Source organism: Kitasatospora sp. NPDC008050 (genome assembly GCF_042957465.1).
In the GTDB taxonomy this organism is placed as follows: Bacteria; Actinomycetota; Actinomycetes; order Streptomycetales; family Streptomycetaceae; genus Kitasatospora.
In genome coordinates, this window is record NZ_JBIBIJ010000008.1 from 238,296 (window position 1) to 261,081 (window position 22,786).

The window sequence follows — 22,786 nt, forward strand, 5'->3', positions numbered from 1 at the left end:
GGCCGCCCCCGGTCCGGGGCACTACTCGTGCTCCCCCTGGCGCGTCCTGACCCCCCCACCCCACAAACCGCGCACACACCCCCGACCCGTTGCCCCTACCGTGGATCGTGGCCTTCTTCCGTCTGACCCGCCGATGGCCACTGCGCTGCTCGCGTTACTCGCGGACCCGGGCGGGCACTGCGGGATCCGCGTCGCCGCTGTCCGCGCCCAGGGCCGCGAGCAGGCGTAGTCCGTCCTCGGCGGGACTGCCGGGGGCCGCGGACAGCACCAGCAGCTCCATGTCCGACTCGTCCGACAGCGTGAAGTTCTCCTGGTGCAGTTCCAGCAGTCCGACCAGCGGGTGCCGGTACGCCTTGCGGCCATGTGTGCGGGCGCGCACGTCCGCGCGGGCCCAGAGGCGGCGGAAGCGCTCGCTGCCCATCGCCAGTTCGCCGATGAGCGAGGCCAGGCGGGGGTCCTCGGGGTGTTTGCCGGCGGCCAGCCGCAGGTGCCCGACCACGTCGAGGGTGCAGTTCTCCCAGTCCGCGTAGAGGCCCCGCTCGGCCTCCTCCAGGAAGAGGTGCCGGGCGGTGTTCAGGCCCGGCATCGGCCGGCCGTAGAGCAGCCCGGCGAGGCGGTTCCCGGCGAGCACGTCCAGGCGGTGGTCCATGATCAGCGCGGGTGCGTCGGCGACCAGTTCGAGGACGCGCATCAGCTCCGGCCGGACCCGCCCACCCGGCGCCTTCGCGCGGCGGCGGCGCTGCCGGGCAAGCCGGCAGAGGTGCCCGCGCTCGGTCTCGTCGAGGCCGAGGACGCGGGCGAGCGCGTCGAGGACCTGCTCGGAAGGCTGGGTCGCGCGGCCCTGCTCCAGCCGTACGTAGTAGTCGACGCTGACTCCGGACAGGTGCGCGACCTCTTCGCGGCGCAGCCCTTCGACCCGGCGGCGGCTGTCGGTGGGGATGCCGACGGTCGCCGGGTCGACCCGGGAACGCCGGGTCCGCAGGAAGCCCGCAAGATCGTCCATGCCCTCAGTATGGCCGCGGCGGCGCCCGTGAAGGTGGCCCTGCCGATACCAGGAAGTCCAGTCCGACGGAAGCGGCGCCCCTGAACGCCGGGCGCCGCGCTGCCCAGAATCGAAGGCACCTGATCCGAAGGAGTTCCCATGAGGACGCTGATCGTCCACGCCCACCCGGAGCCGAAGTCGCTCAACAGCTCACTGAAGGACCTCGCGGTGTCCACCTTGGGGGCCGCCGGGCACGAGGTACGGGTGAGCGATCTGTACGCGATGAACTGGAAGGCGGTCGTGGACGCCGCGGACTACGGCCCCGACGCCTCGAGTCCGTTGAAGGTCGCCCTGGACTCGGGCCGGGCCTTCGACGCCGGGACGCTCACCCCGGACGTCCTCGCCGAGCAGGAGAAGCTGCGGTGGGCCGACACGGTCATCTTCCAGTTCCCGCTGTGGTGGTACACGATGCCCGCGATCCTCAAGGGCTGGGTGGACCGGGTGTTCACCTACCACTTCGCGTACGGCGTCGGCGAGCACAGCGACACCAAGTACGGCGAGCGCTTCGGCGAAGGCACCCTCGCGGGCAGGAGGGCTCTGCTGTCGGTGACCGCCGGCGGCCCGGAGTCGCACTACGCCGCCCGCGGGATCAACGGCCCCATCGACGACCTGCTGTTCCCGATCCACCACGGCATCCTCTACTACCCGGGCATCGAGGTGCTGCCGCCGTTCGTGCTGTACGGCACCGACCGGATGACCGACGAGGACTACGCGGACGTCGCCAAGGCCTGGGAACAGCGCCTGCTCACCCTGGAGTCCACCGAGCCGATCGCGTTCCGGCGGCAGAACTTCGGTGACTACGAGATCCCCTCACTGCAGCTGAAGGAGGGGCTGGAACCCGCGGGCCGCACGGGTTTCGGGCTGCACGTGGGCGGCTGACCCCCGACGGCGGGTACCGGCATCCATGCCGACGGCAGACCCACCGGGAATCCCCCGTTTGAGTCGCCGGTTCGCGGTGAGACGACAACCGAGGCCGACAGCCCGCCGCGCGCGTTCCCCCCGCGCCCGGCGGCAGCTACCCGGATACGGCCTCGGACGGCCGTCCCGGGGCCCGGGGACAGCATCCGGCCCCGGGGCGAGTCCGCCCCTCCGGACCTTGGGCGGCGCCCCTACGACCTGGCGCCGCCCACCCGACGTCGACTCTCCGAACACCCGCTCAGCCGCCCCGCCCAGCCCGCCCCGGCCCGCGACATGCCGGGCGGGCAGGCAGGCGGCGCCAGCCGAAGGAGCAAGCCCATGACCGACGTGTCCCGGCTACCCGGTGCCTTCGAGCACTGCTGGCAGTGGCAGATCCACGCTTCCTGCCGTACGGCGGACAGCGGCCTGTTCTTCCACCCGCCCGGCGAGCGCAACCCCGCCCACGACGACCGCGACGCGGCCGCCAAGGAGGTCTGTGCGCGCTGCCCCGTCCGCGAGGCCTGCCTGGAGCACGCGCTGCGCACCCGGGAGCCCTACGGCGTCTGGGGCGGCCTGAGCGCGGAGGAGCGAGCCGCCGCACTGCGGGCACGCCGACGCGGCGCGCCGGTCCGCCGCCGTGTCGCGGCCTGAGCCCGCCCGGGCCCGGGCCGGAGCCGGAACTGGTCGCCGGGGCCGGTCAGCAGGGCCGGTCAGCGGGGCCGGCCGTGTCGAGGAGCGGCCCTGCGTGTGGTCGACCGGGGTGCGGGTAACCCTGAGGTATGGCTGTCCGTGATGAGCTAACGGGTGGTAGTCGCAGGACCACCGTGCCGGCCGGCCCGCCGACGATGGGAGTGGAGGAGGAGTACCTGCTCCTGGACCCGACCAGCGGGCTGCCGATGCCGAAGGTGGAGGCCGTGCGCGAGGCGGCGGGCCTGCACCCCGCCGTGGACCACGCCGAGCTGCAGCACGAGTTGCTCCAGGCCCAGATCGAAGTGGCCACCCCGGTCTGCAGCGCGCTCGCCGAGGTCGGCGGTCATCTGCTGCGCCTGCGGCACGCGCTGGCGGCCGCCGCCGAGGACTCGGGCTGCCGGCTGGCGGCCTGCGCCACCGGTCCGTACGCCCCCGCCGCTCCCCCGGCGATCACCGATGCGCCGCGCTACCACTCGATCAGCCGCCAGGTCACGCGGCTGGCCGACGAGGCGCTGATCAACGGCATGCATATGCATGTGGGGATCCCCGACCAGGAGTACGGCGTCGCGCTGCTCAACCGGCTGCGGCCGTGGCTGCCGATCCTCACCGCGCTGGCCGCCAACTCGCCGGTCTGGCACGGCAGCGACACCGGCTTCGCCAGCTGGCGCACGGTGGTGTTCGGCCGCTGGCCGATCAGCGGCATTCCCCCGCTGTTCGCCGGGGCCCAGGACTACGAGGAGCGCATCCAGCACCTGCTGGACGCCCAACTGATACGGGACCGGGGCCAGTTGTACTGGCAGGCCCGGCTCTCGGCACGCTTTCCCACCATCGAGCTGCGCGCGATGGACGTGCAGCTGCGCGCCGACGAGGCGGTGATGCTGGCCGGACTGGTCCGGGCGCTGGCCGTCACGCTGTCGCGCGAACGGTCCCCCGCCCCCGCGCCGCCCGCATGGCCGCCCGAGGGCCTGGCGGGCGCGGGCTGGCACGCCGCCCGGCACGGCATGGGCGCCATGCTGCACGACCCGCGAACCGGGCTGGCCCGCCCGGCCGGAGCGATCGTCGAGGACATGATCGACTACCTCACACCCGCGCTCGCCGAGGCCGGTGACACCCGCGAGGTCGTTCCGCTGCTGGACCGTCTCATGCGCGAGGGCAACGGGGCCGAACGCCAGCGCCGCAGCCTGGCGGAGACCGGGCGCCAGGGACTGATCACGATGATCGCCGCCGAGACCTCGGCCTCCTGATCCCGTCCGAGACGCTACGGGGCAACGACGCCGTCCGAGACGCTACGGGGCCACCACGCGACGAGGCTGCAGACGCCACGAGGCCACGACGCGACGCGGCCGCGCGGCTACGAGCGGCGGACCGAGGTGGGGCGCAGCGGCAGCTGGTGCACGCCGGTGCTGAACATCCGGGCCTCGCCCCGATCGCTGATCTCCACGCAGACTATGCCGCTGTGGTCACGGTAGAGCGGGTGGCCTCCCGGGCCGGTGGCGTCCTGGCGCTGCACCACGACCACGTCGGGGGTGTCCGGGTGACCGACAGCGGGGGTGTGACGGAAGGTCAGCTCGTAACGCTCGTGGGGCATGGAAATCCTTCACTCGTGGAACCGGCCCTGCGGGGGCACCTGGTCGCGACATGACGCCGCCCCACACGCGCGAATCCGGCGGGCGGAGCGACCAGTGACGTCTACCCGCCTTTCCCGGCTCCATTCCTGCCCCGTTCGTATCCTGACACGTCCCTAACCGCTCGCCCGCTCGTCCGCCCACCCGTCGGCTCGTCGGCTGGTCGCCCGCCCGCTCGTCGCTCGTCGGTGCCTGCGGCGTCCGCGTGATCGGCGTGCGAGAGGGCGAGGCGGGGCAGTGCACGGGGGTGCTCCCGGCGCAGATAGGCGATCAGCTTCTCCCTGACCAGGCAACGCAGTTCGAAGGCGTCGCCGGCATCGCGGGCGGTCATCAGCGCCCGGACCACGATCGTGGACGGCGTGGTGTCCACGACCTGCAGCGCGCTGCCCTCGCCGTCCCAGAGCTCGGTCCTGGCCAGCAGTGCCTCGAACTCGGCGCGCAGGGCGTCCACCGGTGTGCTGTGGTCGAGGTGCAGCAGGGCCGTGCCGGTGATCCGGCTGTCGCCGCGGGTCCAGTTCTCGAACGGCCGGCCCGCGAAGTACGAGGCCGGCATGACGATCCGCCGCTGGTCCCAGGTCGCCACCACGACGTAGGTGAGGGTGAGTTCCTCGACGGTGCCCCATTCGCCGGCGACGACGACCGTGTCGCCGATGCGCACCATGTCGCCGAAGGCCATCTGGATGCCGGCGAAGACGTTGCCGAGTGTGCTCTGCGCGGCCACGCCCGCGATCACACCGATCAGACCGGCCGACGCCAGCAGACTGGTGCCCAGGGTTCGTACGGCGGGAAAGGTCATCAGCATGGCGCCCAGCGCGATCACGGCAATGGCCGCCTGGCTGACCCGGCGCAGCATGCTCGCCTGGGTGCGTGCCCGCCGCACCTGGCTCGCGTTCTGACGGCGCACCGAGAACCGCACGCTCGTGTCGATCAGCAACGCGACCAGCCGGGCCGCCAGCCAGGCGCACGACGCGAGGCAGAGCAGGACGAGCGCGTGGCGGGTGGCGTCCTGCGGTGCCGGGGCAAGACCCGCCCAGCCCGCGCCGGCGAGCATGAGGCTGGAGGCGAGGGTGACCATGAACGGCCTGCGGCATCGGCGCAGCAGCGACAGCGGCGCGCTGTCGGGGCGTTGTGAGGCCAGGCGACGGGCGACCGTCACCGCGGCCTGGTTGATCACGAACGCCACCAGCATCGCGCAGGCCGCCACCGCGGCCGTTCGCAACAGGCTCCACACAGTCACGCCGAACTCTCCTCACCCCTGGGCACGTTGGCACGGCGGCCACCGACCGCGACCGGGATCCTGTCGCCCGCACTCATCCCGCGCGCGGCAAGATCGGCCGGACCGGCCCTGGCCGCCGTCGGTGCGCCGTCGCCCGATCGGGGGCTCGTCTGCCCGGCCGGCCGGGGAGCATGCATGCAGCGGCAGCCGCCCTGGGCGGGCTCAGCCGGAGGGGCGGGCGGGGGTCCGGGCGGGGTGCGCAGCAGGGCCGGGTACTGCGCGGGGGCCAAGTCGAAGGAGCCGGCGGGAGTGCCACATCGGCCGGCGCGGAAATTCATGAGAGGAGTGGCCCGAGCCCATCGAGGGTGCCGAGCACGGCGATGTGGAGTACGCGATGACCCGCGAGGCCCGGGCGCGACAGCACGGCCACCGGTAGCTGCCGGCGTGTCCTGCGCGACCGCAGCCTGCCCTCGGCCGGACAGGCCCTGGCTCACCTGCCGCGCAGCGAGGGCACCTGGAGCGGGCTGCGCCTGTCCTCGGCGCGGGCCAGCAGTTCCAGGCACTCCTGGTACTCGGCCTGTTCGATCAGACCCGCGAGCAGGCCCGCGGCGAGCAGCCGCTCGGCCTCGTCCCAGGTGACCTTGGTCGGGTGGTCGGCCGGCCGTTCACGGTCGTCCGTCCGCTGCCCGCCGTCGGGCGACCGCCCCAGCCCGAACCAGCGGGCGGCGAGCCGTGTGGTGCCCGTCACCAGCCGGCCCAGCCAGCCGGCCAGAACAATGATCATGACCGCCACCTCCCGGGCGGGAACTCCCCCGGACCAAGCCTCCCACAGTGTCGCGCCGCGAACCGTGCGACCGTCGGCGGCCCGGCTGACGGCCGCGCTCCGGCCCCGGTCCGGCCGCGCTCCGGCCCTGCTTCGGCCCTGCTTCGGCCCCAGCTCGGCCCCTGTCCGGCCGCGGTCCGGCCTCCCGGGGTCTGTCCGGTCGGGAAGCTGCGGCGGTCGCGGTCCGGCAGACTGGGACAGACCGGACACGGAGGCGAACGCCATGCGACCAGAGATCACCGTCGGCCTCGACGGCTCCGCCGAGAGCCGGTCCGCCGCACGCTGGGCAGCCCACGAGGCCGAGCTGCGGGGACTGCCGGTGCGCCTGCTGCACCTGTGGATCCTGCGCTCCCTGACGGCACAGAACGTCCCCGGCGAGTATCCCCAGGCCCTCGCCGCGGAGCGCATGCTCCAGGACGCGGAGAGCGACCTGCTCAGGCGCTACCCCCACGTGCCCGTGATCACCGAACTCCTGTCGGCCGACTCCCCCGCGGCGCTGCTGCCGGGCGCACCCAACGCGGAGATGGTGGTGCTCGGTTCCGAGGGGCTGGGCGGTGTGCAGGGCTACGTGCTCGGCTCGCTCGCCCTGCACACCGTCGCCCAGTCCGCGGTTCCGGTGGTGCTGGTGCGCGCCCCCGAGGAGCCGGAGGGCTCCGGTGCACCCGCCGCTCGGTCCGGTGCGGTGGCCGTCGGCGTGAGCCTGCGCGCCGGGTACGACGGCGTCCTGGCGTTCGCCTTCGGCGCCGCCGCCAGACGCGGTGTGCCCCTGCTCATCGTCCACGCCGCCACGCGTCGACGGGCGGCCGACGGCCGGGAGCGGGCGCCCGACGAGTCCCCCGAACAGGCGGAGCAGCGGGAGTTGCACGACGCCCTGCTCCCGTGGCGCGAGAAGTTCCCCGCTGTGCACGTGGTGGAGCACATCAGCCATGAGAGCCCGCCCCGGGCCGTCGTGGACATCGCGCCCGGGGCGGGTCTGCTCGTCGTGGGACGCGGCGGGAACCGCACCGGCCTGGCGCCCCGGATCGGCCCCGTGGCCCATGCCGCCATCCACCACGCGGCCTGCCCGGTGGCCGTCATCCCGCACGACTGACCGTCACCCGTCCGGCCACCGTCGACCGTCCACCTGCGCCACGAGATCGCGCGCCGCCCCATGACGTCCCACGGCGTCCCCCGCCGTCCCGCCCGGCGGCGCCTCCGGCCGGGGTTCGCGCGCGCCCGGCCCGGCGGCCGCGTCAGTGCGTGAGGACGGCGGCACCGGCCGCGGCGAAGGACTCGTCGAGGTCGCCGCTGGGTGCGCCGGCGACGCCTATACCGGCGATGGGGGCGTTCTTGGCGTCGACCGGCACGCCGCCGGCCAGGAAGAGGGTGCCCGGGATGTCCTTCAGGTTCGGCGTCTGCGCGAGGCGGCCGGACAGGACGGAGGTGGCGGCGTTCCAGGAGACGGCGGTGTAGGCCTTCTCCTGGGCCGAGCTGTAGGACTGCGGACCGGCGCCGTCGCCGCGCAGGGTGACCAGGGTGTTGCCGTCGCGGTCGACGACGGCGACCGAGACGTGCTGGCCCGCCTTGGTGGCGGCGTCGAGCGCGGCCTGGGCGGCCTTGAGGGCGGCGGCCTGGCTCAGGTGGGTGGTCTGCTGGGTGTCGGTGGCGGGCGCGGAGACCGGCGCCGGGGCAGCAGCCGGGGCGGGCGCGGCAGCCGCCACGGGGGCGTTCGCCGGGGCGTCGGCGGTGGCGGTGACCGCGCCCACGACGCCGGCGGTCAGCGCGGCCAGGGTGGCGGCGCCGGTCAGGACGGTGGCACGGCTGCGGCGCAGGGTGGGCTTCACGGTGAGCTTCACGGTGGGATCGCTCCTGGTCGGGTGGGGCCCGCGGTTCGGGCCGGTGCATTCATCGTGGAAGCCGTGGGCCGCCCGCCCGGTCCACCGTGGGGCTCGCCCTGCGCCGCCCTTCGGACGACGCCAGGGTCAACCAATCGGCTGATGTGTGGTTCGCACACCGTGGGATCATGAGTGGAGAACGCAACCGACGCGCGGCGAGGGAGGCCGAGATGACCGCAGTGGGGACGGCAGCCGCGCCCGGAGTGGACGACCGGCGGCTCGCTCTGGTGATGCACACCGCGTTCTTCGTCCTGCTGCTGGCCTCGCTGGCGCGGTTCCTGCAGCGCCACCCCGGCGATCCCCGCACTCCGTGGGTGCTGACCGCCGGCGCCCTGCTCGCCATCGGCTATCTGCTGAGCGGGGCGCTGCGCGAGCGGCCCCGGCTGTGGCTCGCGGGCGTGGTCGTGGCCTGGCTGGCGCTGGTGCTGCTCGCGCCGAGCTGCTCGTGGTGTGCGGTGCCGCTGCTGTACTCCGCGCTGCGGATCCTGCCGACGCGTCCCGCGATCGTGCTGATCGGGCTGCTCACCGGCTGCATCGTCGGCTCCGAGGTGCGGCTGTCGGGCTGGGACCCCAACATCCTGCTGGCCCCGCCCGCGATCGCCGCACTCGCCGTCACGGTCCTGCTCCACTCGATGCGGCAGACCCAGCGGCTGCGTGCCAGCATGGCCGAGCTGGTCCAGGCCCGGGGCGAGCTGGCGGCCACCGAGCGCCGCGCCGGGGTCCTGGCCGAACGCCAGCGGCTGGCCGCCGAGATCCATGACACCCTGGCCCAGGGCCTGACCAGCCAGCAGCTCCTCCTCCAGGCCGCCGACCGCAGCTGGGCGCAGGATCCGGCCGCCGCCCGCGCCCACCTGGCAGCCGCCTCCGAGTCCACCGCCCGCTCCCTCGCGGAAGCCCGCCGCTTCGTCCACGACCTCGCTCCCGCCGACCTCGCCGAGACCGGTGGCCTCGAAGGCGCGCTGCAGGCCGTCGCCGCCCGCGAGAGCGCCCGCCTCCACATCGACGGGACGCCCGTCGACCTCCCGCAGCGCACCCAGGGCGCACTGCTGCGGGTCGCCCAGGGCGCCCTGGCCAACACCCGGCGCCACGCACACGCGCGCACGGCCACCCTCACCCTGACCTACCTGGACGACCAGGTCATCCTCGACGCCTGGGACGACGGCCACGGCTTCGACCCCAGCGAGCTCCCCGCTCCCGGCGCGCACGGCGGCCACGGCCTGCCGGCCATGCGCGCCCGACTCGGCCAGCTCGGCGGCCTGCTCAGCGTCGAGTCCGCACCGGGCGCGGGCACCACCGTCACCGCGATGGTCCCGCTGGATCCCGGCATGGCCCGGCCCGGGGAGGTGGCCGCGTGATCCGGGTCCTGCTCTGCGACGACCACGCGGTGGTCCGCGCCGGTCTGACCGCCCTGCTCGGCAGCGCCCCGGAGATCGAGATCGTCGCCGAGGCCGCCACCGGCGAGGAGGCGCTCGCCGCCGCCGCACACCATCACCCCGACGTGGTCCTGATGGACCTCCAACTCGGCCCCGGTATCGACGGAGTGGAGACCACCCGCCGGCTGACCGCCGCGCCGGGCGCGCCACGCGTGCTGGTGCTCACCACCTACGACACCGACGCCGACATCAGCCGGGCCATCGACGCCGGCGCCACCGGCTACCTGCTGAAGGCCGAACGGCCCGAGGAGCTCTTCACCGCCATCACCGCGGCGGCCCAGGGGCGTTCCACCATGTCCCCGCCGATCGCCAGCCGCGTGATGGCCCGCATCCGCACCCCGCCGCCCACCCTCACTCCCCGGGAGCTGGACATCCTGGGCCGGCTCGCCCAGGGCCTGGGCAACCGTGAGATCGCGCAGCAGCTCTTCATCAGCCAGGCGACCGTCAAGACCCACCTCGGTCGTGTCTACGCCAAACTCGGCGTCGACACCCGCGCCGCCGCCGTCGCCATCGCGAAGGAGGAGCGCCTGCTGCGCTGACCCAGGAGCTGTCCGGACAGCTCCTGGGCGGCGGGTCAGTTGCCGGTGGCCTGTGGCCAGAGCCGGTCGCAGTCGCCTTCCACCACCTCGGCGGCGTAGCGCAGGTCGCAGGCCAGGGCCAGGGCCAGGCCCGCGCCCACCGCGTGGCCGCTGACGGCCGCCACGGTGGGGACGGCCAGATCGCGGATGGTCAGCCAGGTCCGGTAGAAGGCCGCCAGCTGGGCTCGGGCTCCGCTCAGGCTCAACCCGTGCCCGTCGGCGAGGTCCGCCAGGTCGGCCCCCGAGCAGAACGCCGGTCCGGTGCCGGTGACCACGACGGCGCGCAGGTCGGGGCCTCGCGCAGGGAGAGCATGGTCTGCTGCCACTGGTCGGTCAGCCGCCTGGTCATCGGATTGCGTCGGTCGGGGTTGTCGAAGGTGAGCACGGTGACACCGTTCGGCCGGTGTTCGACGCGCAGGGGGTCCTGCTCGCTCGTGAGGTCCTCGATTCGGGTGGTGTCGGGGGCGCGGACTCACGCGCTCAGGCGCAGGGGCGGTGGCCGATCTCGGCGAAGACCTCTTCGGTGTGCTCGCCGATCTGCGGGCAGTGCCGGTGCAGGCCGGCCGGGGTGGCGAGGAAGCGCACGGGCTGGCCGATGAGGCGGTAGCCGCCCTCGGTGGGGTGCTCGACCGCCTGCACCAGGCCGCCCTCGACGGCGTAGTCGGTGGCGGCGGCCTCCTCCAGGCTCAGCACCGGGCCTGCGGGGATGCTGGCCGAGTCACAGAACTCCTGCCATGCGGCGCTGGTCCGCCGGGGGGTGAACTCACCGAGCAGCGTGTAGAGCTCGTCGGCGTTGTGGTCCCGGTCGGAGAGCGAGCGAAAGCGCGGGTCGTCGGCCAGTTCCGGACGGCCGACGAAGCCGAAGAAGTCACGCCAGTTGTGGTCGCTGTGGGGCAGGATGCACATCCAGCCGTCCGCCGTGCGGGCGGCCCTGCGCTTCGCACTGAGCGCCCGCGGGTAGCCCATCGGGCCCTCGGGCGGGTCGAGGGTCGCCGCCGCCAGGTGCTCGACCAGATTGAAGGCGAGCATGGTGTCGGCCATCGGCACCTCGACGTGCTGCCCCTGCCCGGTGCGGTCGCGGTGGTGGAGCGCGGCGAGCACCGACTGGACGATCACCAGGCCGCAGATCTTGTCGGCGAGCACCGTGGGGACGAAGTACGGGACACCGCTGACCTGTTCGTTCAGCCACACCAGACCGGAGGCCGCCTGCACGATGTCGTCGTAGGCCGCGCGCCCGCCGAGCTCGGAGTCGCTGCGGTAGCCCTGGGCGTTCAGGTAGACCAGGCCGGAGTTGACGGCCGCCACCTCCTGATAGCCCAGTCCCAGCCGCCGCAGGGCCGGCGGGCGGACGTTGGTGATGAACACGTCCGCGGTCGCGATCAGGGCGAGCAGCGCCTCACGGCCGCCCGGTGCCTTGAGGTCGATCGCCACGCTCCGCTTGTTGCGGTTGAGGTTGAGCGCCGCCACACCCATGCCGGGGTTGCGGGTCGGCGGGTAGTGGCGGGTCATGTCACCGGCCGGCGGCTCGACCTTGATCACGTCGGCGCCGAGGTCCCCGAGCTGCTGCGCCGCGTAGGGCGCCATGATCACGCTGGCCAGTTCGACCACCCGCACGCCGTTCAGCGGCCCCACGCCACTGGTCTCTTGCCGTCCTGTCGACATCGCACGTCTCCGTTCGCCATCAGGACCGGCTTCGTACGCCGGTCCGTTGACAAACAGTCAAGTCCTCGCCGTGCCATACCGTCCAATACTTCTCATTGCCTCATCTCATATGCTTGATCATATGGAACTGACGCAGCGCATCCTCCAGCAGTTCGTCGTCCTGGCCGAGGAACAGCACTTCGGCCGCGCCGCCGAGCGGCTCACCATGAGCCAGCCGCCGCTCAGCCAGGCGATCCAGCGACTGGAACGCGGACTCCAGGTCACGCTGTTCGAGCGGAACCCGCGGGGCGCACGACTCACCCCCGCCGGGCGCGCGTTCGCCGAGGACGCCCGGCGGCTGCTCGAAGCACAGGCCGCGGCCGTCGACCGGGCCCGGCGGATCGCGAGCGGCCACGAGGGCGAACTGCGGCTCGGGTTCATCAGCAGCCTCGGCTACGACCTCCTGCCGCGTCTGCTGCGCCGCAGCCACGCCGAACTGCCGGGCCTGAGGCTGCAGCTGAGCCAGCACTCCTCGGTGGAGCTGCTCGACATGGTCCAGGCCGGGACGCTCGACCTCGCCCTGGTCCGCCTTCCGGTCACCGGCACCGATCTGCTGACCGTCCAGCAGATCGGCACGGAACGGCTGGTCGTGGCCCTCCCCGAAGGCCACGCACTCGCCGCCGGGCCCGCCCTGGACCTGTGCGAGCTCGCCGGGCAGGAGTTCGCGCTCCCCAAGCCCGACGCCCTGCCCGGGCTCGCCCAGCAGGTCGCGCTCGCCTGCGCCCAGGCCGGCTTCACCCCCCGAGCCCTGGGTCGGGCGGACGACCTGCCGGGCCTGCTCGGCTATGTCGCCGCCGGCCTCTGCCTGGCGCTCGCCCCCGCGCAGGTGCGCTCCCTGGGGCTTCCCGGCGTGACCTGCCGCCCGCTGCGCGGCGACTCCCCCTACCTGGAGACCGCGATCGCGGCCGTGCACCGCCCCGACGGCCCGGACGCCGCCGTGGAGCAGGTCCTGAGACTGCTCGCAGCCTTCGATCAGTAGGCCAGTTTCTGAACAGAAGACAAAATAAAAGGCGCTAGGCAGGTTTGGGTGTAGAATCTGAAGCACTGAAGGCGGGCGGCCTCCGGGCTCCGGCATCGCGGTGATGCCGACGGACCGCCCAACACCAGGGGGAGAACACCATGACCAACCACATCGACGCCGCGCGGGCCACCATCGACGAGCGCCTGCGCGAGGCCCAGACGCTGCGCCTGGCGCGGGCGGCCCAGCTCAAGAACCGCGCCGAGCGCACCGGACAGCGCGCCCGCCGGGCCCTGATCAACCTGACCGCATGAGCACCCCACCCCCAACGGGCCGTCACCGACACACTGGTGACGGCCCGTCCCGTTTCGCGCGTCCCCGCCGCGCGCCCGCGCCGACGGCGACGACTGTGTAGCGACGGTGCTGACCGCGCAGCCGGTGGCACGGGCGGCAGCGGGGACTACCCTGCTGCCGGTGGGCAGTTCGTCCCGGCCCCCGTCCGCGCCGACCGCGTAGGAGCCGCTGTGACCGATCCCCGCGTCCTGACCGTGCGCCCCTCCCCCGAGCAGTACGCCTGGACCTTCGGCGGCGCCCGGCCGCTCGCCACCGTCGCGCCCGGCACCGTGCTGGACCTGTTCACCGAGGACTGCTTCGCCGGCCGGGTCACCTCGGAGAAGACCCTGGTCTCCGAGGTCTGTCAATTCCCGTTCCTGAACCCGCAGACCGGCCCGTTCCAGGTCGAGGGCGCCGAGCCCGGCGACACCCTGGCGCTGCACTTCGTGTCGATCGAGCCGGCCCGCGACTGGGCCGCCTCCACCACCGTGCCGCTGTTCGGCGCACTCACCTCGACCCACACCACCGCCACCCTGCAGCAGCCGCTGCCCGAGACGGTGTGGATCTGGCAGCTCGACCGCGCCGACCGCAGCTGCCAGTTCACCGCCCGGCAGGGCGACCTGCGGCTGAAGCTGCCGATGGACCCGATGCACGGCACGGTCGGGGTCGCCCCGGCCAACCTGGAGGTGCGCTCCGCACTGGTCCCCGATGCGCACGGCGGCAACCTGGACACCCCGGAGATGCGCGCCGGCGTCACCTGCTACCTCGGCGTCAACGTGCCCGGCGCGCTCTTCAGCCTCGGCGACGGCCACGCCCGCCAGGGCGAGGGCGAGACCTGCGGGGTGGCGGTGGAGTGCGCGATGCACACGGTGCTCGTGGTGGAGCTGCTCAAGGGCGTGGCCACGCCCTGGCCGCGGCTGGAATCGGACACCCACCTGATCTCCACCGGCTCCGCCCGCCCGCTGGAGGACGCCTTCCGGATCGCCCAGCTCGACCTGGTGCAGTGGCTGGTACGGGACTACGGGTTCGCGACCATGGACGCCTACCAGTTCCTCTCCCAGGCCGTGGAGTCACCCCTGGCCAACGTCTGCGACACCAACTACACCGCCGTCGCCAAGGTCCGCAAGGACTGGCTCCCGGCGCCGACCGCCCCGGCCCACCGCGGCCTGCACGAACACCTGCGCAGCACCGCGCCGCACGGCCCACTCGGCCCGCTCGGCTGACGCATCGCCGGCGAACCTGTCCAATGGTCCGCCGCACTTCATCTCGCCGACGCATTGTCACCGGCTGGCCGAAACCTTACTGTCTCAGAGTCTCCACGCCTGAGTTGTACAGATTACTTTCGGAGGCTCTCCGTGTCGCCCGTGACCCGTCGTACCTTCCTCGGCTCCGCCGCCGCGCTCGGCGCGGCCGTGGGGCTGGACTCCCTGCCCGGCGTCGCACCTCGCGCGGCCGCCGCGACCACGGGGACGATCAGCGACGTCAAGCACGTCGTCGTGCTGATGCAGGAGAACCGCAGCTTCGACCACTACTTCGGCTCGATGAAGGGCGTGCGCGGCTTCGGCGACCGCTCGACGATCCAGCTCGCGGGCGGCAACAGCGTCTTCGACCAGCCCAACGGCAGCGGCCGGCAGTACCCGTGGCAGCTGAGCGCCACCAACACCTGGTGGTGGGGCAGCAGCGGCGAGCTGCTGGCGCAGTGCGACGGCTCGCTCGACCACGCCTGGTCCACCCAGCACCAGGCGTGGAACAACGGGAAGATGGACTCCTGGATCGCCGCCAAGGGTTCCAACAGAACCATGGGGTACATGACCCGGTCGGACATCCCGTACCACTACGCGCTGGCCGACGCGTACACCATCTGCGACGCGTACCACTGCTCGATCCTGTCGGCCACCGGCCCCAACCGCACCTACCTGTGGTCCGGCATGATCGACCCGAACGGCACCGCGGGCGGCGCGGCCTACGACGGCGGCAGCGAGAGCGGCCTGCACTGGCAGACCTACGCCGAGGCGCTGCAGAACGCCGGGGTGAGCTGGAAGGTCTACCAGAACGCCAGTGACAACTTCGGCGACAACGCCTTGGCCTACTTCAACCAGTTCACCGGTGCGGCCAGTTCGAGCCCGCTGAGCCAGCGCGGCATGGGCTCGGTGCCCAGCACCGGCTCGACGCCGGACGACATCGCGGCCGCGATCAAGGCCGACGCACTCGCCGGCACGCTGCCCCAGGTCTCCTGGGTGGTGGCCAACCAGCTCTTCTCCGAGCACCCGGACGGCCCGCCGGAGAACGGCGCGCACTTCGTCAACCTCGTACTGCAGGCCCTGGCGGCGGACAGCACCACCTTCAACTCCACGGTGCTGTTCCTCAACTACGACGAGAACGACGGCTTCTTCGACCACGTGCCGCCGCCGGCCGCGCCCGCCGGGACCGCGGGCGAGTTCTACTCCGGCACCAACATCGGCCTCGGCTTCCGGGTGCCCATGATCATCGCCTCGCCGTGGACCCGCGGCGGCTACGTGGACTCCCAGGTCTACGACCACACCAGCGTCATCCGCTTCCTGGAGACCTGGACCGCCGCCCTGGGCACCCCGGCCACCTGCCCGAACATCAGCAGCTGGCGCCGCCAGGTCTGCGGCGACCTCACCGGCGCCTTCGACTTCGCCAACCCGGTCTACGGGGTTCCCGCACTGCCGGACACCAGCGCCACGATCAGCCAGGCCACGGCGAACACCCAGATCAACCCGGGCCCGAGCAACAACGCCATGCCCGGCCAGGAGAGCGGCACCAAGCCCGCCCGCGCGCTCCCCTACCAGCCCAACGCCTGGGTCAACCGGATCGAGTACGACGCCAACAACCAGATCCTGCTCTGGATCGACATGGCCAACCAAGGCCCGCAGGCCACCGCCTACGCGCACTACTCGATCTACGCCAACGCCTACCGCACCGACGGCCCCTGGCAGTACACGCTCGCGCCCTACAACGCCGCCACCCGCACCGACGGCAGCGCGAGCGACTCCTTCAACATCGGCGCGAACTACGGCAACGGGCAGTACGACCTGACGGTCGTGGGCCCCAACCGCTTCCTGCGCCGTTTCACCGGCAACGCGACCACCGCGGGTAAGAGCGCCGAGGCCACGACCTCCTACGCGCCGGCGCCGGACACCGGGCAGCCGGCGGTCTGGTTCACGATGACCAACTCCGGTTCCAGCAGTGCCACGTTCACCATCACCTCGAACAACTACCGCGGCGGAGTGTGGACGTACCAGGTCGCCGCCGGCGCCACCGTCACGGACTTCTTCAACGCGGTGACCGTCGCGCAGGGCTGGTACGACTTCACGGTCACCGTCAGCAGCGACAGCAGCTGGTCGCGCCGGGCCGTCGGCCACCTGGAGACCGGCGCGGTGAGCATCAGCGGCTGACGACCGGCCGCGCACACCTCGCACGCCCCGCCGAAGGACCTCCGCGCGCAGTCGCCGACGGCTCGCTCCTCCTGCTGGGCGGCGAGCCCTTCGAGGAGAAGCGCGTTATCTCGTCGGCGTCGGCGCGCGCGGGAGGCGGCGCCGGGGCGCCGGGATTCGACTCGAGCACGGCGGACCATGCCGCACGGATGATCAGGATCCGCTGGTCGCGAGGTACGCGCGCCAGTCGCCGTGGTGGGTGATATCCGTTCCCGTGGACGCCGTGTACGGGTCGCATTGGAAGCCCAGCACCCAGGTGCCCTCGGCGAGTTCGATCCGCCCCAGGGACATGGGAGCGGGCAGGGCGGCCAGGAAGCGGCCGAGGGCGGCGGGTGAGAGGGTCCAGCGTTCTCCGGTGATCGGGCCTCCGGTGCCCGGACCGACCCGCACGAGGCCGGGCTTCGCCGGGTCGGTGGCCAGCGCGGTGAGGCGGTAGGCAGCGGTCGTGGTGACCTCGCCCGCGTAGCGTGCGCCGGTGTCGGTGAGCTGGTGGCTGAGGGGCTGGCCGCGCAGGTGGGCGCCGAAAACGGCGAGGTCGACTCCGGTGTCGGGCAGGGGGGTCGGGTCCTGCTCGCCGGTGAGGCGGGCGGCGATGTCGAGGGCGGGCTGGTCCTCGAAGGCGCGGGTGATGACGCTGACGCCGAAGGGGCTGCCGTCGGCCCCGCCGGCCGGGACGGCGACGGCGGCGAGGTCGAGGAGGTTGACGAAGTTGGTGTAGGTGCCCAGGCGGGAGTTGATGGTGACGGGGTCGGCCCGGACGGCGGCGATGTCGGGATGCTCGGTGGTGGTCGGCAGGAGTAGCGCGTCGTAGCCGGACAGGAGTCGGTGGGCGAGCGCCTTGTACACGTCGAGGCGTTCCTGGTCGGCGGCCAGGGCGTGGGCGGGCAGTTCGGCGGCGGCGAGGATGATCGCGGCCACCGTGGGGTCGGCGGCCGACGGGTCACGGGCGATGAACTCGCCCACCCCGGCGTAGCGTTCGGCGACGAGTGCGCCGTCGTAGAGGAGTCGTGCCGCCTGCAGCAGGGGTGAGACGTCGATGACGGTGGCCTCGGCGCCGGCGGCCTCCAATCGCTTGACGGCCGTACCGAACGCGGCCCGTGCCTGCGACGTGAGCGGTGTGAGGTCCTCGTCCCTGGGGATCGCGACGCGTGGGTGATCCGGGGCCGACAGGCGTACGTCGTCCGGCCAGCTGCGGCTCAGCGGGTCGCTCTCGTCGGGGCCGATCATGACGGCCAGGGCCCGCTGGGCATCGGTGAGGGTGCGGGCGAAGACGGTGACGGCGTCGTAGGAGCGGGCGGCGGGGATGACTCCGGTGGTGGGGACCAATCCGAGCGTGGGCTTGATGCCGACGATGCCGTTGAGGGCGGCGGGGACGCGGCCGGAGCCGGCCGTGTCGGTGCCGAGGGCGATGTCGGCGATGCCCAGTGCGACGGCGACCGCCGATCCGGAGCTGGAGCCGCCGGAGATCTTCTCGGGGCGCAGTGCGTTGCGGACGGGGCCGTAGGGGCTGCGGGTGCCGACCAGACCGGTGGCGAACTGGTCCAGGTTCGTCTTGCCGAGGACGAGCACGCCCGCGTCCAGCAGCCGCTGCACGGCGGGCGCCGAGCTGCCCGGCGTGTAGGCGTAGCCGGGGCAGGCTGCGGTGGTGGGCAGGCCGGCCACGTCGATGTTGTCCTTGATGGCCACCAGTGTGCCGGCCAACGGCAGTTCGGCCCCTGCGGCGATCCGCCGGTCCAGCTCGCGGGCCTGCGTCAGTACGTCGGTCTCGGGGCGCAGGGTGATCCAGATCTCGGGCCGGTCGGCTTCGGCGATGCGCCGGTAGGCGTCGATGACGCGCTCGGCGCAGCTGACGGTCGGGGCCTGGGTCATGCGGTTTCCTCTTCTACGACGGTTTCCACGACGGTTTCCACGACGGTTTCCACGACGACGGCCAGCGGGATGCCGGCGTCGATCTGCTGTCCGGTGGTGACGAGTACGTCGGCGATGACGCCGTGGGCGGGGGCCCGGACCACGACCTCCATCTTCATGGCTTCCAGCACGAGGAGCGGCTGGCCGGGTACGACACGCGCTCCCGGCTGGGCCTCGATCTTCCACACGGTCGAACTGAGCGGTGCCTCGACCAGGATGCTGCCCGGATCGAGGGTCAGGGAAGCGGCGTCCTGGGCGACGGCTTCGGGCGCTTCACGGGGCGCGAACTCCCCCGCCTTCTCCCACGCCTGGCGTTCCGCCTCGAAGGCAGCTGCCTGGCGGGTGCGGAAGGCCGCGATGCTGTCGGCGTTCTCGCGCAGGAACCTCTCGTGCTCGCTGAGCGAGAAGGTGCCGGGACGGATGTCCAGGGCGGTGCGTCCGGCGGTCAGGTCGGCGCGGATGTCGAGGAGTTCCTGCGGGCTCACCGGGTGCCAGACGATGCGGTCGAAGAAGCGCAGCAGCCAGGGCTCGCCGTCCGCGAAGGAGCGGGGTGGGCGCAGGCCGCCCCAGACCGGGACGGTGCGGCCGATGAGCTGGTAGCCGCCGGGGCTCTCCATGCCGTAGACGCACAGGTAGGCGCCGCCGATGCCGACCCCGCCCTCGGCGGTCCAGGTGCGGGCCGGGTTGTACTTGGTGGTGACCAGGCGGTGGCGCGGGTCGAGCGGCGTGGCGGCGGGGGCGCCGAGGTAGACGTCGCCCAGGCCGAGCACGAGGTACTGAGCGGCGAAGACGGCCTGCCGCACGTCGTCCACGCTGTCCAGGCCGTTGATGCGGCGGATGAACTCGAGGTTGGACGGGTTCCAGGGCGCGCCGTCGCGGACCGAGGCCGTGTAGCGGGCGATGGCCTCCTGGACGGTGGGATCGTCCCAGGAGAGCGGGAGGTGGACTTCCCTGCTGGCCACGGTCAGCTCGGCGGTCGCGGGGAGTCGGTCCTCCGCCTCCTGGAGCAGACCGAGCAGGGTGCGCAGGGGCAGCGCGTCGGGGTCGGTGTGCAGGTGCAGGGAGCGCACGCCCGGGGTGATGTCGATGAGCCCCGACGGGCGCAGTGCGTGCAGGTGCTGGGCGAGGGCGTGGACGCGCATGCGCAGCGCCAGGTCGAGCGTCATCGGACCGTACTCGACCAGGATGTTGTCCTCGGCACCGCGCCGGTACGTCACCTCAGGGGTGGTGTCGGTGGCCGGGCGGCGGGCGATGACGCCGTCGTCGCCGTCCGGGCCGGCGTTCGTCGGGAGGGTGAGCAGGGCGGGGGCGCGGCGCAGCGCGTCGGCGGTCGTCTCGCTGACGGGAACGAAGCGCACGGTGTCGCCGGGACGCAACTGTCCGGTCTTCCAGCGCTCGGCGCGGACGATGGTGACGGGGCAGGCGAAGCCGCCGAGGCTGGGGCCGTCGGGGCCGAGGATGGCGGGCGTGTCTCCGGTGAAGTTGACCGCGCCGACGGAGTACGCGGTGTCGTGGACGTTGGAGGGGTGCAGGCCGGCCTCGCCGCCGTCCGGCCGGGCCCATTGGGGCCGCGGACCGATGAGCCGTACGCCGGTGCGGGCGGACTGGGCGGAGACCTTCCAGTCCGCCTCGTAGACGGTGCGCAGGCCGTCGCGGGTGAGGAAGTCCGGTGCGGGGTGCGGGCCTTCGCTGACCGCGATCCGCCAGTGGGTGGTGAGGCGCGGGCGGTGCGCCGCCGGCACCCCTGACGGGGCTGGGGCGTCGCAGGCGGGTGCCGCCGGGCGCAGGACGTCACCGGTGCGCAGCGCCCGTCCGGCGTGCCCGCCGAAGGCACCGAGGGTGAAGGTGGCGGCGCTGCCGAGGTAGTCGGGTGTGTCGAGGCCGCCGCGGACGAGGACGTAGGTCCGCATGCCGGGGCCCTTCGCGGTGCCCACGTCCAGTACCTGACCGGCCGTCAGTTCGAGCGGCTGCCACTGCTCGACGGGCCGGCCCTCGACCCGGACCTCGGCCCGTGCGCCGGTCACGCAGACCACCGCCGGGTGGGAGAAGCGCAGGGCCGCTCCTTCCAGCGTGCACTCCAGGCCCGGCGCACCCTCCAGGTTGCCGACAGCGGTGTTCCCGAGGCGGAAGGAGAGGTCGTCCATCGGACCGCCGGGCGGGATGCCGACCTCCCAGTAGCCGGTGCGCCCGGGCCAGTCCTGCACGGTGGTCTGCGCGCCGCCGCGCACGACGTCGATGCGCGGACGCGGATCGGTGATGCCCGCGAGCGTGGCGGTGGTGTGCCGGGCGGCCCGCACCTCGGGCGCGCGGCAGGCCGCGCGGAGCAGGCCGAGGTTGGTCTCCACGCCGTCGATCCTGGTGTCGGCCAGGGCCTGCGCGAGGCGGTCGAGGGCCTCGGCGCGGGTGCCGCCGGTCGCGATGATCTTGGCGATCATGGGGTCGTACGCCGTGGAGATCAGCTGCCCGGTCTCGGCCCAGCCGTCGACGCGGACGCCGTCGGGGAAGCGGACCCGGGTCAGCAGGCCGGAGCTGGGCCGGTGGTCGAGGGCGGGGTCCTCGGCGTAGATCCGGGCCTCGATCGCGTGGCCGCGCGGGACCGGTTCGTGGAGGAAGCCGGTCTCGCCGCGGGCCAGGCGCAGCATCCAGGCGACGAGGTCGACGCCGTGGATCTCCTCGGTCACCGGGTGTTCGACCTGGAGGCGGGTGTTGACCTCAAGGAAGTACGCCTGCCGGCGCGCGGGGTCGTAGACGAATTCGACGGTTCCGGCGGAGCGGTAGTCGACCGAGGCGCACAGCTGCCGTGCCGCCGTGTGGAGTTGGGCTCTGACCTGGGAGGGGAGGTCCGGCGCCGGGGCTTCCTCCAGGACCTTCTGGTGGCGGCGCTGCAGGGAGCAGTCGCGGTCGCCGAGCACAGCGATCCCGCCGGTGCCGTCGCCGAAGACCTGCACCTCGACATGGCGGGCGCCGTCGACGTACCGCTCCAGAAAGACCCCGCCGTCACCGAAGCTGCCCTGGGCCAGGCGGGTGACCTGGGTGAACGCCTCCCGCAGCTGCTGCGGTCCGGCGCAGGCCCGCATGCCGATGCCGCCTCCGCCGCCGGTGGCCTTGAGCATGACCGGGTAGCCGATCGCCTCCGCCGTCCTCAGTGCCTGCGCCTCGTCGGCGAGCAGGCCGCTGCCGGGCAGCAGGGGAACTCCAGCCGCGAGCGCGGCGGCCCGGGCGCTGTGTTTGGCGCCGAAGACCTCCAGCTGGGCCGGGGCGGGGCCGACGAAGACCAGACCGGCTGCCTCCACCGCGGCGGCGAAGGCGGGGTTCTCGGAGAGGAAGCCGTAGCCGGGGTGGATCGCTCCCGCGCCGGTGGCCAGGGCCGCTTCCAGGACCAGGTCGGCGCGCAGGTAGCTGTCGGCGGCGGGTGCCGGGCCGAGTCGTACGGCCTCATCGGCCATCCGGACGTGCGGGGCGGTGCGGTCAGCGTCGGAGTACACCGCCACCGTGCGCAACCCCAGGGCGTGTGCGCTGCGCAGGATGCGGCAGGCGATCTCACCGCGGTTGGCTACGAGCAAGGTGTCGAACACGATGGCGGCTCCTCCGCAGGGGGCGAGCGGACGGCGGTTGACGCGCCGCCGGTGTCTCGGGGTCAGACGGTGATCGGCTGTGCGGGCAGCCCGTGGTCGCCGACCTTGTCGGTGCTCAGGCACAGCGAGCAGACGGCCGCTTCATGGGTGGCACAGGCGGTCAGGTCGGGGCGCGCGTAGGGCTGGTGGCAGACGTGGCAGTCGAGGACGACCGCGCTGGGATTGCCCTCGGCGTCGAGCAGCGGCTCCTCGATGCCGTCGCCGGTGCGGCGCAGGTAGTACCTGCCCTGGGTGACGACCGCCATCAGCGGGGTGAGGACGAAGGCGATGACGGCGGCGGCGACGGGCGAGTACGGCTGGCGCGTAGACCGTCTCACGCAGTGAGGGCGCGGGCAGCACCCCCGCATCCGGCGCGGTATCCGAGGGCGTATACAGCTTCGCATCCATGAACGGACATGCTAGGAACCGCTTGTTTCCCCAAGAGCCCGAGCAGAGTAAACGGTCCGTTACCGGAACCTCACCCGGAACTGCGCCTCGGCAGGCCGATCGCCCTGTTCGGTACGCTCCCGGCACTGCCGGTGTGCAACGCGGCGGGCCGGAATAGTTGAAGGATGAACTATGTTCTGGCGTGCGAGGTCACCAGGTCACGAGATCACCGCACGAAAGGACACCTGA

19 protein-coding genes and 1 pseudogene are annotated in these 22,786 nt (G+C 72.9%); 10 read left to right on the forward strand and 10 right to left on the reverse strand.

Annotation, left to right across the window (positions count from 1 at the left end):
• Positions 1 to 154 precede the first annotated feature (154 nt).
• Positions 155 to 1,003 (reverse strand): helix-turn-helix transcriptional regulator, encoded by an 849-nt coding sequence (locus ACFZB9_RS18315; RefSeq protein WP_391448284.1) that lies wholly within the window; start codon positions 1,001 to 1,003, stop codon positions 155 to 157.
• Positions 1,004 to 1,141: 138 nt separating this feature from the next.
• Between ACFZB9_RS18315 and ACFZB9_RS18320 the strand changes: the two genes are divergently transcribed.
• The 3 genes from ACFZB9_RS18320 (at position 1,142) to ACFZB9_RS18330 (ending at position 3,873) form a co-directional block, all read left to right on the forward strand.
• Complete coding sequence (locus ACFZB9_RS18320) at positions 1,142 to 1,921, forward strand: NAD(P)H-dependent oxidoreductase (RefSeq protein ID WP_391448286.1); 780 nt, start codon at positions 1,142 to 1,144, stop codon at positions 1,919 to 1,921.
• A 357-nt stretch (positions 1,922 to 2,278) separates the two neighbouring features.
• On the forward strand, positions 2,279 to 2,590 hold the full coding sequence (locus ACFZB9_RS18325) for a WhiB family transcriptional regulator (protein WP_391448288.1): 312 nt from the start codon (positions 2,279 to 2,281) through the stop codon (positions 2,588 to 2,590).
• Positions 2,591 to 2,718: 128 nt separating this feature from the next.
• Positions 2,719 to 3,873 (forward strand): glutamate--cysteine ligase, encoded by a 1,155-nt coding sequence (locus tag ACFZB9_RS18330; protein ID WP_391448290.1) that lies wholly within the window; start codon positions 2,719 to 2,721, stop codon positions 3,871 to 3,873.
• Positions 3,874 to 3,980: 107 nt separating this feature from the next.
• Here ACFZB9_RS18330 and ACFZB9_RS18335 read toward each other — a convergent pair whose 3' ends face one another.
• The 3 genes from ACFZB9_RS18335 to ACFZB9_RS18345 form a co-directional block, all read right to left on the reverse strand.
• Positions 3,981 to 4,217, reverse strand: a complete 237-nt coding sequence (locus tag ACFZB9_RS18335) for a DUF6296 family protein (protein ID WP_391448292.1) — start codon at positions 4,215 to 4,217, stop codon at positions 3,981 to 3,983.
• Positions 4,218 to 4,318: 101 nt separating this feature from the next.
• Positions 4,319 to 5,491 carry a mechanosensitive ion channel family protein gene (locus ACFZB9_RS18340; protein ID WP_391448293.1) on the reverse strand — a complete coding sequence of 391 codons (1,173 nt, stop codon included), beginning with the start codon at positions 5,489 to 5,491 and terminating at the stop codon, positions 4,319 to 4,321.
• 469 nt (positions 5,492 to 5,960) lie between these two features.
• Positions 5,961 to 6,254, reverse strand: a complete 294-nt coding sequence (locus tag ACFZB9_RS18345) for a hypothetical protein (RefSeq protein WP_391448295.1) — start codon at positions 6,252 to 6,254, stop codon at positions 5,961 to 5,963.
• Positions 6,255 to 6,516: 262 nt separating this feature from the next.
• Between ACFZB9_RS18345 and ACFZB9_RS18350 the strand changes: the two genes are divergently transcribed.
• Positions 6,517 to 7,383, forward strand: a complete 867-nt coding sequence (locus ACFZB9_RS18350; protein ID WP_391448297.1) for a universal stress protein — start codon at positions 6,517 to 6,519, stop codon at positions 7,381 to 7,383.
• 142 nt (positions 7,384 to 7,525) lie between these two features.
• Here ACFZB9_RS18350 and ACFZB9_RS18355 read toward each other — a convergent pair whose 3' ends face one another.
• Positions 7,526 to 8,116 (reverse strand): heme-binding protein, encoded by a 591-nt coding sequence (locus tag ACFZB9_RS18355; RefSeq protein WP_391448585.1) that lies wholly within the window; start codon positions 8,114 to 8,116, stop codon positions 7,526 to 7,528.
• A gap of 221 nt (positions 8,117 to 8,337) precedes the next feature.
• Between ACFZB9_RS18355 and ACFZB9_RS18360 the strand changes: the two genes are divergently transcribed.
• On the forward strand, positions 8,338 to 9,522 hold the full coding sequence (locus tag ACFZB9_RS18360) for a sensor histidine kinase (protein ID WP_391448299.1): 1,185 nt from the start codon (positions 8,338 to 8,340) through the stop codon (positions 9,520 to 9,522).
• Positions 9,519 to 10,139, forward strand: a complete 621-nt coding sequence (locus tag ACFZB9_RS18365; protein ID WP_391448300.1) for a response regulator — start codon at positions 9,519 to 9,521, stop codon at positions 10,137 to 10,139. Before ACFZB9_RS18360 ends, ACFZB9_RS18365 begins: the two co-directional genes overlap by 4 nt.
• A 35-nt stretch (positions 10,140 to 10,174) precedes the next feature.
• On the opposite strand, the gene ACFZB9_RS18370 is transcribed toward ACFZB9_RS18365, so the two are convergent.
• The gene (locus ACFZB9_RS18370) at positions 10,175 to 10,504 is read right to left on the reverse strand and encodes an enoyl-CoA hydratase/isomerase family protein (RefSeq protein ID WP_391448301.1); all 330 of its coding nucleotides are present in this window, start codon (positions 10,502 to 10,504) and stop codon (positions 10,175 to 10,177) included.
• A gap of 154 nt (positions 10,505 to 10,658) precedes the next feature.
• Positions 10,659 to 11,840, reverse strand: coding sequence for a CaiB/BaiF CoA transferase family protein (locus tag ACFZB9_RS18375; RefSeq protein ID WP_391448303.1), 1,182 nt, complete (start codon positions 11,838 to 11,840; stop codon positions 10,659 to 10,661).
• Between the two features lie 121 nt (positions 11,841 to 11,961).
• Here ACFZB9_RS18375 and ACFZB9_RS18380 point away from each other — a divergent pair, with 121 nt between their 5' ends.
• From ACFZB9_RS18380 to ACFZB9_RS18395, 4 genes are all read left to right on the forward strand, one after another.
• Positions 11,962 to 12,858: a LysR family transcriptional regulator gene (locus ACFZB9_RS18380; protein WP_391448305.1), complete on the forward strand. Its 897-nt coding sequence runs from the start codon at positions 11,962 to 11,964 to the stop codon at positions 12,856 to 12,858.
• Positions 12,859 to 12,998: 140 nt separating this feature from the next.
• A complete protein-coding gene (locus tag ACFZB9_RS18385) occupies positions 12,999 to 13,151 on the forward strand; it encodes a hypothetical protein (RefSeq protein ID WP_391448307.1) in 153 nt (50 codons plus the stop codon).
• Between the two features lie 210 nt (positions 13,152 to 13,361).
• Positions 13,362 to 14,393 carry an acetamidase/formamidase family protein gene (locus tag ACFZB9_RS18390; RefSeq protein ID WP_391448309.1) on the forward strand — a complete coding sequence of 344 codons (1,032 nt, stop codon included), beginning with the start codon at positions 13,362 to 13,364 and terminating at the stop codon, positions 14,391 to 14,393.
• 132 nt (positions 14,394 to 14,525) lie between these two features.
• Positions 14,526 to 16,589, forward strand: coding sequence for a phosphocholine-specific phospholipase C (locus ACFZB9_RS18395; RefSeq protein WP_391448311.1), 2,064 nt, complete (start codon positions 14,526 to 14,528; stop codon positions 16,587 to 16,589).
• A 192-nt stretch (positions 16,590 to 16,781) separates the two neighbouring features.
• Here ACFZB9_RS18395 and atzF read toward each other — a convergent pair whose 3' ends face one another.
• The 3 genes and pseudogenes from atzF to ACFZB9_RS18410 all read right to left on the reverse strand — a co-directional run.
• Positions 16,782 to 18,497: an allophanate hydrolase gene (gene atzF / locus ACFZB9_RS18400; protein WP_391448313.1), complete on the reverse strand. Its 1,716-nt coding sequence runs from the start codon at positions 18,495 to 18,497 to the stop codon at positions 16,782 to 16,784.
• A complete protein-coding gene (gene uca / locus ACFZB9_RS18405) occupies positions 18,494 to 22,111 on the reverse strand; it encodes an urea carboxylase (protein WP_391448314.1) in 3,618 nt (1,205 codons plus the stop codon). Before uca ends, atzF begins: the two co-directional genes overlap by 4 nt.
• 62 nt (positions 22,112 to 22,173) lie before the next feature.
• Positions 22,174 to 22,476 (reverse strand): annotated as a pseudogene (locus tag ACFZB9_RS18410) (allantoin permease); the annotation flags it as partial.
• Between the last annotated feature and the right edge of the window lie 310 nt (positions 22,477 to 22,786).